The organism is Polaribacter vadi, assembly GCF_001761365.1.
Lineage (GTDB): Bacteria > Bacteroidota > Bacteroidia > Flavobacteriales > Flavobacteriaceae > Polaribacter > Polaribacter vadi.
The window spans coordinates 1,568,207-1,582,614 of the sequence record NZ_CP017477.1; the positions used below are offsets into that span (position 1 = coordinate 1,568,207).

Below are 14,408 nucleotides of genomic sequence, written 5' to 3' on the forward strand. Positions count from 1 at the left end.
AAACATATTTTAAAATTCAACCTCATTATTGTATGATAATGAGGTTTTTTTATACACAAGAAATGAATATCACAGGACTTTATCAACTGTACACAAAACACTTTTTAGTAGATACTGATACAAGAAACATTCGCGAAAATACCTTGTTTTTTGCCTTAAAAGGCGAGAACTTTAATGGAAACGAATTTGCTGAAAAAGCTTTAGCCTTAGGAGCTTCTTTTGCTATTGTTGATGATAAAAATTATCAAACACAAGAAAATATGATTCTGGTTGATGATGTTTTGGAAACATTACAAAAGTTAGCCAATTATCATAGAAAACAATTGACGATTCCTGTGATCGGTTTAACTGGTAGTAATGGAAAAACAACCACCAAAGAACTTATTAATGTTGTTTTGAGTAAAAAATACAATTGTTTAGCTACAAAAGGGAACCTAAACAACCATATTGGAGTTCCCTTAACTTTGTTATCTATAAAGCCTGAACATGAAATCGCCATTATTGAAATGGGTGCAAATCATCAAAAAGAAATTGAATTTTTATGTACTATTTGCGAACCCGATTTTGGTTACATCACCAATTTTGGAAAAGCACATTTAGAGGGTTTTGGCGGAATTGAAGGCGTTATCAAAGGAAAAAGTGAATTGTACACGTTTCTAGAAAAGCACCATAAAACTGTTTTCATAAATCCTACTGATGCCATTCAGGTTGAAAAAACTAAAAATTTAAACACGATTGCTATTAGTAGTGATGAAATTCGCTTTTTAGAAGTAAATCCGTTTGTAAAAATTGACTATAAAAATACAACTATTCAAAGTAATTTAATTGGGAATTATAACTACACAAATATTGCAATAGCCATTACCATTGGAGAATATTTTAAAGTATCAAAAGCTGATATGAAAGAAGCTATTGAAAGTTATACTCCAAAAAACAATCGCTCTCAAATCATTGAAACCAAAACGAATAAAATCCTTTTAGATGCTTATAATGCAAATCCTTCTAGCATGAAAGTTGCTTTAGAAAACTTTGCATCATTGATTCATAACAAAAAAGTAATCATTTTGGGAGATATGTTTGAACTTGGTAAAGACAGTCAGCAGGAGCATCAAGAAATTGTGAATCTTGCCAACTCTTTGGGTTTTCAAAATCAATATTTTGTTGGCGAACATTTTTATCAAACAAAAACAGACTCTCAACAATTTAAAACATTCGACGATTTTGAAAGTTATATCAAAAAAAATCCTCTAGAAAACCAATACATATTGATTAAAGGCTCTAGAGGAATGCGTTTAGAAAGAATTTTAGAATCGTTAGACGTTGTTCGTTAGACGTTGTTCGTTAGTCGTTGTTCGTTTTCCGATAAACGATAGACGAAAAACGACAATCGAAATTACTCCATCTTTTGGAGATGATATTCTAATAAATTATCAATAGGTCTTTGAATGATCCCTGTAACTTTTAAATTATTCTTTTTAGCTATTTTCTCCAAACTTTCTCTAAAATAATAGGCAATGGAACCTATAAAATACAATGGAGTTTCTGCTGTTTTATTGAAAGGTAAAATTCTATATTTAAAAAATTCTTGGAATCCTTTTTTAATAATTCTTTTTATATATTTCTCCTCTTTAAAATCGAACATGAACTTAGCAAATGAAGCTAAATACATATTAGGATTTGGAGTTCTGTATAAGTTCTTTTTGATATAATCTGCTTCTAAATTAAACTCTTCATTAAATTTTTCAGCTATTGCTTTGGGCATTTTATTATAAAAATAATCTCTCAACAATACTTTACCAAAATAATTACCACTCGCTTCATCCATTAAGATATATCCTAAAGAAGCTGTTTTCATGTGTACATGTTCACCATCAAAATAACAGCTATTAGATCCAGTACCTAAAATACAAACCAAACCAGGTTCTTTTCCAGTGGCTGCATATACAGCTGCTAACATATCTTCAGCAACATTAATTTTAGCGTTTATAAATATTTTTTGTAAAACATCTTCAAGAATTTTTGTAGGTTTTGGAGTTCCACAACCTGCTCCATAAAAATAAATTTCAGTAACATCATCTTTGATCTTAATTAACTCAAACATATTTATAATTCGATTCTCAAGCTCATCTTCAGCAACCACAGCAGGGTTTAACCCTAAAGTTCTAACTCTAAATTCTTCTTTTTTATCACTATTTATAGCAATCCAATCTGCTTTTGTAGAGCCACCATCTGCAATTAAAATCATAATGTTTATTTTTTATATAGTAAATATATTATAAGAAAATTGGGTATACAACTATAATGTAAACTTCAATCGTTTTCGTTTGTAATTAAATTTAATTTATAGAGTTGAGTCCCTACAAAAGGCAAAAGACTGCTCGGATTTGAGAACCTAGAATCAAGACGTAATTCTTATTATTTATATCTAAAATATTTATAGATTAAAGATTAAAAAGTTAAAATTAACAACGTCACACTGAGCTTGTCGAAGTGAGAGTTCAGTTAACTAAAAAGTCTTCGACAAGCTCAGACTGACATTCATTAGAATAATTGGAATTAGAATATATTTTATAGAAAGATTGATGTCTTATTTATAAAACCTTATAAATATTAGAAATTTACATTGATATACTCATATTTTGACGATAAAACAGTTGCAATTAACAAGGTCACACTGAGCTTGTCGAAGTGAGAGTTCAATTAACTAAAAAGTCTTCGACAAGCTCAGACTGACATTCGTTAGAATAATTGGGTTTAGAATATATTTTATAGATAGTTTGATTCCCTATTTATTTTACCTCATAGACATTAAAATCACATTGATATACTCATATTTTGACGATAAAACAGTTAAAATTAACAAGGTCACACTGAGCTTGTCGAAGTGAAGATTTCATCGACTAAAAAGTCTTCGACAAGCTCAGACTGACATTCGTTAGAATTACTGGAATTAGAATATATTTAATAAATATGATTATCGTAAATTTGTTTAAAATTAATAAAAAATGTTTTTTTTTAAGAGTAAAGAAATCCCATTAAATGAATTTTTTCCTGAAGGATTCATCGATATACATTCGCATTTACTACCAGGTATCGATGATGGTGCAAAAGATTTGAATGATTCTATCGCTTTGATTGAGAAAATGGCTTCTTATGGAATTAAAAACTTTATAACAACCCCTCATGTTTTAGGAGATCTATACCCTAATACTCCAGAAATCATCAAAGGGAAATTAGAGGAAGTTCAAAACGAACTCAAAAAAAGAAATCTAACAGACATCTCGATTACAGCTGCTGCAGAATATATGATGGACGAACAATTTTCTATTATTTTAGAAGAAGGAAATATTCTCACGTTAAAAGATAATTTGGTACTTGTAGAAATGTCTTATTTCAGTCCTCCAAACAATCTGTATGATATTCTATTTCAATTAGGATTAAAAGGATACAAACCTATTTTGGCACATCCAGAACGTTATAATAGCTATCATAAAAATTTTAAAGAATTTACAAAACTAAAAAGAGCAGGTTGCTTGTTTCAATTAAATCTACTCTCATTAACCAATAATTATGGACGAGAAGTTCAAAAAACAAGTGAGTACCTTCTAAAAGAAAATATGTATGATTTTGTAGGCACTGATACGCATCACCAAAATCACTTACAGCTATTAAAAACTATTGCTACAAAGAAAAATTTTAGCAAAATTGAAAATTTACTTCATAACAATAAAAAATTTATTCAATAATTCTATAATTGCAACATCAAGGTGTGATAGTTTTTTTTCATAGAATGATACTACATAATTGATGTTAACTTCTTATTAAACTTGGTAGAGTAAGGTTATACCCCCTCAGAAAGTCTTCGATAAAGCCTGTCTTGAGCAGAGACGAAAGGCTCAAACTGAAAAACGTTAAAATAACTGGATTTGGATTTATTTCAAATAAAATAATAGCAATTAAATAATTATTTATTAATATTAATAATTTAGGCTTGTCAGGTTGAGCGCAGTCGAAACCTATAGTTAGTAAACCCATAGTTCTCGACCGCGCTCGAACAGACAGTTTTAGGAAGTTTATACAGTGCATTCACTTAATCAAAGTCATTGCGAGGTACGAAGCAATCTCATTGTTAGGGTTTCTAAACCAAAAGATTACTTCAATCGAACCTACTAAATCAAGTTCAGCATGCAACTTTCACAATGACGCCTGGTTGCCTTTGTTCTTCTTAAAGAAACAGCTTTAATACTCGTCATTGCGAGTTTTTACGAAGCAATCTTATCGTCGGGCATTCTAAATTTAGTAGGGATACTCCATCATAAGATTGTTTAAATCCTACCTTTTTCACAAATTCAAATAAAATTTTTTAAATCAAACATAAGACTTTTAGCTTATAAACTAGTTCTCGATACTATTTTTTATCAAAAATCACTCGAACTGACATTGTTGATACTATTTTTATTTCAAAATTTAAAGTAAATCTAGATTTTTGTTGAGGCCTGTGCCGAACTAGATTCAGTATTCATCAATGGAAAAGAAAAGATGAGAAATAAAAAAAAATACCTATAGTATGTTGATGTAAAAACATTATTAGGCTTTTATACTAAAAGATTGCCATGTCGTTCCTCCTCGCAATGACATCTGACGACCTTTGTTGCTTTATAAAGAAGCAGCTTTAAAACTCGTCATTGCGAGTTTTTGCGAAGCAATCTTATCGTTGGGTATTCTAAATTTAGTAGGGATACTCCATCATAAGATTGTTTAAATCCTACCTTTTTCACAAATTCAATTTTTTTTTTTTAAAATCTAGCATAAGAATTTTAGCTTATAAATTAGTTCTCGATACTATTTTTTATCAAAAATCACTCGAACTGACATTGTTGAGACTATTTTTATTTCAAAATTTAAAGTAAATCTAGATTTTTGTTGAGGCCTGTGCTGAACTTGATTTAGTATTCATCAATGGAAAAGAAAAGATGAGAAATAGAAAAAAATACCTATAGTATGTTGATGTAAGAACAGTACTAGGCTTTTGCTCTAAAAGATTGCCACGTCGTGCCTCCTCGCAATGACGTCTGGTTTCCTTTGTTCTTCATAAAGAAGCAGCTTTAATACTCGTCATTGCGAGTTTTTACGAAGCAATCTTATCGTTAGGTATTCTAAATTTAGTAGAGATGCTCCATTATAAGATTGCTTAAAAGTACTTACTGAATCAACTTCAGCATACATCTTTCGCAAAGAAATTTAGTCTCTGTTGGAACCAAAACCTCTTTTATATTCATAATGCTGTTTTTTATAGTTAAGAACATATTTAGTTATAATCTAAAACCGACCTATTTTATTTTTCGTAGAAATTCAATTTTCATGAAACGGCAAGCGTCCAAAGAGCTTGCGGTCTGGACGCGATAGTGGAATGGAAATTAGAATTTAAGAAAAATAAAAGTAAGTCTAGATTTTTTTGTTACTTTTTTCATCAATGGAAAAAAGTAAAGAGAAATAAAAACAGCTATACGCCTTTATAAGGATGGAAAATCCAAGTATTCTCTTAATCAAAACTCGAAAAATAAACCTACAGATTGCCACGTCGTACCTCCTCGCAATGACGAATAAAAATAAAATACGGATTACTAAATCCTACTTCTTCACAATGACCTAAATAAAAAAATCTGAAAAAGTGTTTATAATTTTTTCAGACTTGTTTATTTGAACCTTTTAAAATTTAACTATTAATTTGGTATCAAAAAAAGATCCCGCTTTTCAGCGGGATTAATTTTGAATCATAGACTTCGCTATATTTCAAAAGTAAGTATCCTTAAAATATCTTTTTATACCAAGGTTTTTTAACCACATCTGTGTAGCCATAACCATAACCGTACCCATAACCATAACCCCTTGTCATATCAGTATCATTTAGCACAATAGCCATATTTTGTAATTTCTTCTCATTATATAGGTTTTGCGCTACTTGCAACATTCTTTTGTCTAAGTAATTAGCTCTAGACACATAAATGGTCATATCTGCATATTTAGACACTAAAAAAGTATCGGTTACTAAATTTACAGGTGCTGTATCTACAATAATAAAATCATACTCCTTTTTTACTTGCTCAAACAACTGTTTGATTCTATCACCTAATAATAATTCAGCAGGATTTGGCGGAATGACTCCAGATGAAATAATATCCAACCCATTTATTTCAGGGATTGAAAACTTTATATCCTCAGCAGTTAAAGATTCGTTGGTAATATAATTGGTAATTCCTTTACGTTCTGGAATCCCTAAATATTCAGTTACTTTCGGAGCTCTTAAATCAACTCCCATTAATAACACTTTTTTATTAGACAACGATAAGGCTGCCGCTAAATTGATAGAAATAAAAGATTTCCCTTCTCCACTGGTTGTAGAAGTTACAAAAATTGTTTTCCCTAAATCGCTATCATGATTAGGCAACATAAAATCTAAATTGGTTCTAATTAATCGAAAAGCTTCTGCAGTACTGGTTCTAGAATCATTCTTAATCACAATTTTCTCGTCAGTTTCAGAGTGCGGCACATCTCCTAAAAAAGGAATGGTGGTCAGCTCTTCAATATCTTTTCTAGAATGTATTTTTGTATCTAATAAGTTCAATACATATATAATGATAAATGGAATTAACAGTCCTAATAACAATGCAGCTAAATAAATAATTCTTTTCTTTGGTGATACTGGAACTCCATTGCTATAAGCATAATCAATAATTTTAGCATTCGGTACAGTAACTGCTAAAGAAATTGCCGTTTCTTCTTTCTTTTTTAATAAATAAGAATACAATTCCGCATATATTTCTTTTTGACGTTCAATATCTATCATCTCTCTTTCTATTGTCGGAATAGTAGAAATTTTTGACAAGGCTTTCTTAGCTTCAATGTTTAATTGACTCAATTGAATTTCTAACGATTTTTTTAAATTGGCTAAACTAGATAATAAGTTAGCATTTAAGGTGGCAATTCTTTTTTGAACCTCAATTAATTGAGGGTTTCTCTTTCCTGCAGTTACCAATAATTTATTTTTATCCAAGACCAAAGCATTATAACTTTCTATAGAGCTGGTGATGCTCACGTCTGTAAACCCTAAATTGGTAGGTAATACATCATTTTGTTCAGATTCTTTGGTTAATTTCTCTTGAATCCACTCTGCCAGAGTCAATTGACTTTGAATTGCGGCTATTTGTTGGTTATTATTAGAAACTGATTCCAGCGCCAATTCTCCTTCTGTTGACAAACCAGTAATACCAAATTTCGTTTTATAATCCTTTACATCATCTTGAATATTCGCCAAATCCAAACCAACACTTTTCAAACGGTCTTCAATAAATTCTTTGGTCTTTTCCGATACAATACTTTTGTCCTTAATTGCATCCAAATTGTATTGTTTCACCAATTCATCTAAAATATTTTCGGCTTTTTTGGGTATTGCATCTTGTAGACTAAGGTTTAAAACACTTGAGTTTTTATCAACTGGACTAATATTAATTCTGTTTTTATAAGCATCAATTACTTGGTCTCTATTTTTAATATTAATTGTAATTTCTTCTCCTAAAACACCAGCTAACTCTTGTGTTCCGACAACTTGAAAATGTCCAATTTTACTTTTTACTACTTCATTAAAAGATACTGTAGCTCCTTTATTTCCTTCTATATCTTTCAATTGAATCTCACCATCATTTAGCATAGAAATGATAAAGGACGTATCCTTTACATAGGTTCGTACATCTCTATTCAAAAACTTTAAGAAAAATGGTTTATTTTCATAAATTTCACTTTTCTTTATTCTTCCTTCCGTAAAATAAGAAACTCCTAAATGTAATGAATCCACTACATTGCCAATAATTTTACGAGATTTTAAAATTTGTATTTCATTGTCTGGATTGTTAGCAGACCCCCCTCCAATAATTCCTAAATCCTCAAAAGCCGCGAGTTCTGAAGAAATTCCAGATTTGTTATTGTCCTTAATCATAATGGACGTTGAAGCAGTGAATTGTGGTGTCGTATATCTAAGATATAAAAAGGCCAAAACTAAAGCTAACAAAACACCTAAAACAAACCATTTCCAATGGATGCTATATTTTTCTAGCTCTTCTCTAATATTTAAAGATTCGCCATGATCGTTTTGATTCGAGGAAAAATTTTCTTTTGATTCTTGCATTATTATCGAGTTAGTAGGGAAGCAATTGTGATGATTAATCCTGTAATAGATATAAATAAACTAGTATTAGAATTGGAAGAGGCCGATTGTATTCTCGCATAATTAGGTTCCACATACACCACATCATTCTGCTGTAAATAATATACAGGGGACGTTAATAACTTATTGGAACGCAAATCTACTTGGTACTGTACTTTTTTGTTGCCTTCCTCTCTAATAATCAATATATTATTTCGTTGTCCAGAAATATTTAAATCTCCTGCCAAAGCCAAGGCGTCCAAAATAGTAATTCGCTCATTCGGAACACTATAGCTCCCAGGCCTTTGCACATCACCCATGACAGAGATTTTATAGTTGGCAATTTTAATGTTTACATTGGGTTCTTTTATATAATCTGGAGATAATTTATAAATTAATAAATCAATTACTTCCACACGTGTTAAGCCTCCAATTTTTAATTTTCCCAATACCGGAAAATCTATTTCCCCATTGGTATCCACCAAATAGGTTTGCTGCTGTGCGACTCCAACGGCTGAATTGCTAGAGGTTGCATAGGTTACTGCCGCTAAATTAAAAGGACGTACCGCTTCAATATCTAATGCTGTAATGGTAATTTGCAATAAATCATCGGGTTTGATAATGGTTTTGTAACTGTTGGATACCTTGGCTTGATCGATGGAATCATTCTGAAAATACACAATATCTTTCTTTGAAACACAGTTAGAAAATAATGTAAGAAAGAAAAAAGCGAACACTACTTTTATAGTACTAAAATTCATATACTTTTTTTTTTGCGAAAATAAGATAAAAAAATGAAGTTTAGCCAACTTTGTCTGATTTGTCCAAAATTTCAAATTTTGAATTGTTAGAGATGTATTCCGGCACTAACCCTTTTAATTTGCTCACAATTTCTGAGCTAGACAATTTACTTTTTTGAATAGCAAGTTCTTCTATCCATTCTAAAATAGCCCTGTCATTAATTTTTTGAGTTTTGGCAATCATAATTTTCTCATGATAGGTTTTTATGGTGTCTTCTCCTGAAGCCAATAGTTCCTCATACAATTTTTCTCCTGGACGCAAACCTGTTATTTTAATATCAATATCTTCTGGATATTGTAAACCCGATAAAGAAATCATTCTTTTTGCCATTTCATAAATTTTCACAGATTCTCCCATGTCAAAGATGTAAATTTCTCCACCTTTCCCCATGGTTCCAGCTTCCAACACCAATCTGCAAGCTTCTGGAATGGTCATAAAATACCGTGTAATCTCTTTATGAGTAACCGTCAATGGCCCACCATGTTCTATTTGTTTTTTAAATAACGGAATTACAGACCCATTGGAGCCCAATACATTCCCAAAACGCGTGGTGGTAAATTTTGTTTTCTTTTGTTGTTTACTCAAACAACTGATATACATTTCTGCAACTCTCTTAGTAGCGCCCATGACATTCGTAGGGTTGACAGCTTTGTCTGTAGAAACCATCACAAAACGTTCTACTTTATATTTAATGGCTAAATCTGCAATGTTTTTAGTACCAAAAATATTTATTTTAATAGCTTCATACGGGCTATCTTCCATTAAAGGCACATGTTTATAGGCAGCAGCATGAAATACTTTTTGAGGTTGATATTCCTTGAATATTTCACGCATTCTTTTTTTATCTCTTACATCTGCCACCAAGGCTGAAAAAGTAGTAATCCCTTTTTGATGCAATTCTTGTTGCAAATCATATAAGGCAGATTCTGCTTGATCTACCAAGACCAATTGTTGTAAACTATAAGAGGCCAATTGTCTGGAAAGTTCGCTCCCAATAGAACCTGCTGCACCCGTTACTAGTACAACTTTATCAGTAACTTCTTTTTTAACAATAGGATTATTGATTAAAATTTGTTGTCTATCGAGTAAATCATCAATATTCACTTGTTTTATTTGATTGGCTTGTAAATCTCCATCAATCCAAGTCACTAAAGGAGGTACTATTTTTATTTCTATGTCTAATGTCAACAATTTGTCTGTAATTTCTAACAAACGAGAGGGTTTTATTTTTTGAGTAGAAATAATCACCTCACTTAAATCATATTTATTCACAAAGTCTTCATCAATTTTAGAAAAGTCAAAGATTTTTATACGATCAATTTTTTTATTAATTTTATTAGGGTCATCATCTACAAACCCTAAAATATCATAATTATATTTTTTATCTCTATTCAAAGCGCCATAGGTAATAATCCCTGCTTCTCCAGCTCCAAATATCAATACATTTCGAATCGTATTCAATTCGGTTGAAATTACATCATAAAACGCCTTAAACACATAGCGACTAATGATAAGGATAAAAACAGCCACAAAATAATGAATGATAATAATGGAAATAGGAATGGTAAAGGCACTGAGCTTAAAGAGCTGGTTCACAATAACTATAAAAGAAATTAATCCTGTATAAATAGTAATTCCTAAAAAAACATTAAAAGCATCTTTGGTGCCTGTATGTCTTACAATCCCTTTATAAGAACCTACCATTAAAAAACTACTCAAAGCAACAACGATAATGATTGGAACTTGCAGTATCAATTGATCCGTGTTAAAATTGAACGTGATATTAAAACGGATGATGTAGGCTAGTAAAAAAGAAAAACAAACCAGCAAAACATCAATACCTAAAACCAACCATCTAGAGGCATATTTATTTAATGTTTTTAAAAAAAAACTTCTTAGCATTTTTTTTATTTTAGGCTAATTTACAATAAATTCTTTATAGATTTAGCTATTCTTTCTCTATCAGCATCAGTTAAATTAGAACCTGAAGGCAAACACAATCCTTTTTTAAATAAATTCTCTGCTATATTTGCACCAAAATATTTGTAATCGTTAAAAACGGGCTGTAAATGCATAGGTTTCCATAAAGGTCTTGATTCAATATTTTCTTTTTCTAAATGTAAACGCAAATCCTCTCTTGAAAAACCGGTTATTGCTGCATCAATTACAATACAACTTAACCAATGGTTTGAAAAGAAATCATTGGTAGTTTCTTTAAAAACAGTGACTCCATTTACATCTTTAAAAATTTCTTGGTAAAATTGATTGTTGTTTCTTCTGTAAGAAATATGTTTATCTAGCACCTCCATTTGCCCTCGACCAATACCAGCTACAATATTGCTCATTCTATAATTATAGCCTATTTCCGAATGTTGGTAATGAGGAGCGTTATCTCTAGCTTGCGTAGCTAAGAAAATTGCCTTTTGTTTTGATGCTTCCGTTTTACAAACTAAGGCACCACCACCAGAAGTCGTGATAATTTTATTTCCATTAAAAGATAAAATACCAAAGTCGCCAAAGGTTCCACATTTCTGTCCTTTGTAGCTGGAACCTAAAGCCTCTGCTGCGTCTTCAATTAAAGTGACCCCATACTGCTGCGCAATTGCTAAAATGGCATCCATTTTTGCAGGCATTCCATACAAATGAACTACAATGATTGCCTTCGGTTTTTTTCCTTTCGCAATACCATCTTTAATAGCAGCTTCTAAATGTAGTGGACACAAATTCCAAGTATCTTCTTCACTATCAATAAAGACTGGTTTTGCCTTCTGATACACAATAGGATTGGCTGATGCAGAAAATGTCATCGACTGGCAAAGCACCTCATCATCTTGCTGAACATTGGCTAAAATCAATGCTAAATGCAGTGCAGCTGTTCCTGATGACAAACAAGCTACTTTTGATTTTTCACCTATATAGTTTTCTAAGTCCTGTTCAAAACCATTTACATTAGGTCCTAAAGGAGCTACCCAATTTGTGTCAAACGCTTCTTGTACATATTTTTGTTCATTGCCTCCCATATGTGGAGAGGATAACCATATTTTGCTATTCATTTTCTTTTTCTTTATATTTTATAATTCGTGCTGGATTGCCTACAACAATTGCAAACTCAGGCACATCTTTTAGAACAACTGCTCCTGCTCCAACAGTAGCCCATTTTCCAATTTTAATATTTGGAATTATAGTAGCAGCTGCTCCAATATGTGCACCTTCATTGATGGTTACATTTCCAGTTATTGTTGCCGATGGAGAAATATGTACAAAATCTTCTAAAAAACAATCATGTTCAACCACGGCATTGGTGTTAATTATACAATGTTTGCCAATCTTTACATTTGCATTGATGATGGCACCAGCCATCACTACAGTTCCTTTTCCTATTTCTACATCCTTTGAGACAATTGCTTTTTTGTGTATTACTTTTGCAAATTGTACTGTTAATTTTTTACTTATTATTTTCCGAATACTATTATCGCCGATGCTAATTATAAATTCATTTTTTTCAAATGTTTTTATTTCATCCGATGAGAAAACTGATAGTCCTAAAAACTGTTTGTTTATACAATAATCATCAAAAAAGCATTGCACCTCTTTGTTTGTAGACAAAACAATATCTTTGATTACTTTACCATGGCCACTAGCTCCATACAAACATAGCTTACTCATTTCCTTCAAATTTTGTTGTTGTAGCTTGATTATCTGTACTAACACCTTCTGATTTAAATACTTTAAAAAAAGTCATTAAAAAAATTTTTGCATCTAATAGAAAAGAGAAGTTTTCCACATACCAAACATCATATTCAAACTTCTGCTCCCAGCTAATGGCATTTCTTCCATTTATCTGTGCCCAACCAGAGATCCCTGGTTTTACTAAATGTCTTTTTTTTTGTCTTTCAGAATACAATGGCAAATATTCTGGCAACAAGGGTCTTGGGCCAATTATTGTCATATCTCCTTTTAGCAAATTGAGTATTTGAGGAAGTTCGTCTAAAGACGTTTTCCTTACAAACTGCCCCATTTTTGTTAACCTTTGATCATCTGGTAACAAGTGACCATGCTTATCTTTTTTATCATTCATGGTTTTAAACTTAATGATTTTAAAGATTTCCCCATGTAATCCAGGTCTTTTTTGATAAAAAAAAGGGGTTCCTTTATTACTAACGGATAAAGCTACTAAGACAATGACAAAGAAGGGAAAAAATAGAATAAGCCCTATTACACCTATAATTAAATCGAAAAAGCGTTTAAAAAAAAACTTATACATTATTATCTAATATTTTATATTCGTCAAGTAATGCTTCCCAAACAACTTTTTGTTCAAAACGGCTGGTAATCATTTCTCTTGCATTCAATTTCATTTTATCATCTTTTATTAAACTTCCCATAGCATTATACAGCGCAACTTCATTTTTTACAGGAATAATATACCCATTTATATTTTCTTCTATAATTTCATTACAGCCATTTATATTAGAAACTATACTAGGTAAATTCATTGCTCCTGCTTGCAGTACTACATTTGGAAACCCTTCTCTATAGCTAGGAAACACCAATGCATCAGAAATCGAAAAATATAGACGAACATCATTCTGATACCCGACCGAAATTATTTTTTTATTTGCCTTAATTAAAGCTTTTGTTTTTTCATTTAACGGGTCTAATTCCTCTTCAAAAGGTCCTACTATTAGTAATTTTATACTTTCTGTTTCTTTTGATAACATTTCGAAAGCTGCTACTAACTCATTAACTCCTTTATCCGCTACAACTCTACCTACAAATATAAAAACAAAATCATTTTCAAATATATTTAAATCCTCTTTTAATTTCTGTTTAGTACTTTCTAAAAACAATGTTGGATTAAAATAAGAGGTATCTATACCGTTAGAGCTACCATTTGCAATAACTTTAAGTTTATCGGATTTAGATAATTTGTTATCAACTATAATTTTTTTTAAACCAAAAGAATTAGGATAAACTTTTGTTGCACAACTGTAGGTTAACTTCTCTACAAAATTTAAAACTTTCCTTTTAACTCCTGTTGCCTCTAATAATGGTAGCCCTGCAACTGTATGCAATCTATTTGGCACTTTTGCCAAATAAGATGCCAACATACCTACAATACCTGCCTTTGGCGTATGTGTATGCACTATTAGAGGTTTTTCTCTCTTTAAGAGTTTGTATAGTTTAAATACTGCCTTTATATCTTTGATTGGGGTTATTTTACGAGTCATTTCTATTGGAACAACACGAACACCTTCTTTATGGCCTACCTCAACTAGTTTATCACCTCCAGAGCTAATCCCTATAACCTCAAAATTATTTCCTACCATGAAGGAGAGTTGCCCGTCGATAAGTTTATCTAAAGAAATAGGGACTGTTGTTATTCTAATTAACTTCCTAACCATTT

Annotated in this window: 10 protein-coding genes; 2 read left to right on the forward strand and 8 right to left on the reverse strand. The window is 31.2% G+C overall.

Annotated features, from left to right (window positions below):
- Nucleotides 1–62 precede the first annotated feature (62 nt).
- Nucleotides 63–1,331 (forward strand): UDP-N-acetylmuramoyl-tripeptide--D-alanyl-D-alanine ligase, encoded by a 1,269-nt coding sequence (locus LPB03_RS06995; RefSeq protein ID WP_065318778.1) that lies wholly within the window; start codon nt 63–65, stop codon nt 1,329–1,331.
- A 62-nt stretch (nt 1,332–1,393) separates the two neighbouring features.
- On the opposite strand, the gene LPB03_RS07000 is transcribed toward LPB03_RS06995, so the two are convergent.
- Complete coding sequence (locus LPB03_RS07000; RefSeq protein ID WP_065318599.1) at nt 1,394–2,245, reverse strand: N-acetylglucosamine kinase; 852 nt, start codon at nt 2,243–2,245, stop codon at nt 1,394–1,396.
- Nucleotides 2,246–3,005: 760 nt separating this feature from the next.
- Here LPB03_RS07000 and LPB03_RS07005 point away from each other — a divergent pair.
- Complete coding sequence (locus LPB03_RS07005) at nt 3,006–3,746, forward strand: tyrosine-protein phosphatase (protein ID WP_065318598.1); 741 nt, start codon at nt 3,006–3,008, stop codon at nt 3,744–3,746.
- Between the two features lie 2,063 nt (nt 3,747–5,809).
- Here LPB03_RS07005 and LPB03_RS07010 read toward each other — a convergent pair.
- Genes LPB03_RS07010 through LPB03_RS07040 form a run of 7 tightly spaced genes read right to left on the reverse strand, consistent with a single transcriptional unit; the run spans nt 5,810 to nt 14,406 of the window.
- Nucleotides 5,810–8,182 carry a GumC family protein gene (locus LPB03_RS07010; RefSeq protein WP_065318597.1) on the reverse strand — a complete coding sequence of 791 codons (2,373 nt, stop codon included), beginning with the start codon at nt 8,180–8,182 and terminating at the stop codon, nt 5,810–5,812.
- A gap of 2 nt (nt 8,183–8,184) precedes the next feature.
- Nucleotides 8,185–8,961, reverse strand: coding sequence for a polysaccharide biosynthesis/export family protein (locus LPB03_RS07015; RefSeq protein ID WP_065318596.1), 777 nt, complete (start codon nt 8,959–8,961; stop codon nt 8,185–8,187).
- Between the two features lie 40 nt (nt 8,962–9,001).
- Nucleotides 9,002–10,903 carry a polysaccharide biosynthesis protein gene (locus tag LPB03_RS07020; protein WP_065318595.1) on the reverse strand — a complete coding sequence of 634 codons (1,902 nt, stop codon included), beginning with the start codon at nt 10,901–10,903 and terminating at the stop codon, nt 9,002–9,004.
- Nucleotides 10,904–10,923: 20 nt separating this feature from the next.
- A complete protein-coding gene (locus LPB03_RS07025; protein WP_065318594.1) occupies nt 10,924–12,054 on the reverse strand; it encodes a DegT/DnrJ/EryC1/StrS family aminotransferase in 1,131 nt (376 codons plus the stop codon).
- Complete coding sequence (locus LPB03_RS07030) at nt 12,047–12,667, reverse strand: acetyltransferase (protein ID WP_065318593.1); 621 nt, start codon at nt 12,665–12,667, stop codon at nt 12,047–12,049. The genes LPB03_RS07025 and LPB03_RS07030 overlap by 8 nt, the downstream gene beginning before the upstream one ends.
- Nucleotides 12,660–13,265 carry a sugar transferase gene (locus LPB03_RS07035; protein WP_065318592.1) on the reverse strand — a complete coding sequence of 202 codons (606 nt, stop codon included), beginning with the start codon at nt 13,263–13,265 and terminating at the stop codon, nt 12,660–12,662. The genes LPB03_RS07030 and LPB03_RS07035 overlap by 8 nt, the downstream gene beginning before the upstream one ends.
- Nucleotides 13,258–14,406 carry a glycosyltransferase family 4 protein gene (locus tag LPB03_RS07040; RefSeq protein ID WP_070239019.1) on the reverse strand — a complete coding sequence of 383 codons (1,149 nt, stop codon included), beginning with the start codon at nt 14,404–14,406 and terminating at the stop codon, nt 13,258–13,260. The genes LPB03_RS07035 and LPB03_RS07040 overlap by 8 nt, the downstream gene beginning before the upstream one ends.
- Between the last annotated feature and the right edge of the window lie 2 nt (nt 14,407–14,408).

Bases quoted from the DNA above. Each gene is read 5' to 3' on its own strand.
- LPB03_RS07005 (WP_065318598.1), top strand. From the start codon at position 3,006: ATGTTTTTTTTTAAGAGTAAAGAAATCCCATTAAATGAATTTTTTCCT.
- LPB03_RS07035 (WP_065318592.1), bottom strand. From the start codon at position 13,265: ATGTATAAGTTTTTTTTTAAACGCTTTTTCGATTTAATTATAGGTGTA.
- LPB03_RS07010 (WP_065318597.1), bottom strand. From the start codon at position 8,182: ATGCAAGAATCAAAAGAAAATTTTTCCTCGAATCAAAACGATCATGGC.
- LPB03_RS07020 (WP_065318595.1), bottom strand. From the start codon at position 10,903: ATGCTAAGAAGTTTTTTTTTAAAAACATTAAATAAATATGCCTCTAGA.
- LPB03_RS07015 (WP_065318596.1), bottom strand. From the start codon at position 8,961: ATGAATTTTAGTACTATAAAAGTAGTGTTCGCTTTTTTCTTTCTTACA.
- LPB03_RS07025 (WP_065318594.1), bottom strand. From the start codon at position 12,054: ATGAATAGCAAAATATGGTTATCCTCTCCACATATGGGAGGCAATGAA.
- LPB03_RS07030 (WP_065318593.1), bottom strand. From the start codon at position 12,667: ATGAGTAAGCTATGTTTGTATGGAGCTAGTGGCCATGGTAAAGTAATC.
- LPB03_RS07040 (WP_070239019.1), bottom strand. From the start codon at position 14,406: ATGGTTAGGAAGTTAATTAGAATAACAACAGTCCCTATTTCTTTAGAT.
- LPB03_RS06995 (WP_065318778.1), top strand. From the start codon at position 63: ATGAATATCACAGGACTTTATCAACTGTACACAAAACACTTTTTAGTA.
- LPB03_RS07000 (WP_065318599.1), bottom strand. From the start codon at position 2,245: ATGATTTTAATTGCAGATGGTGGCTCTACAAAAGCAGATTGGATTGCT.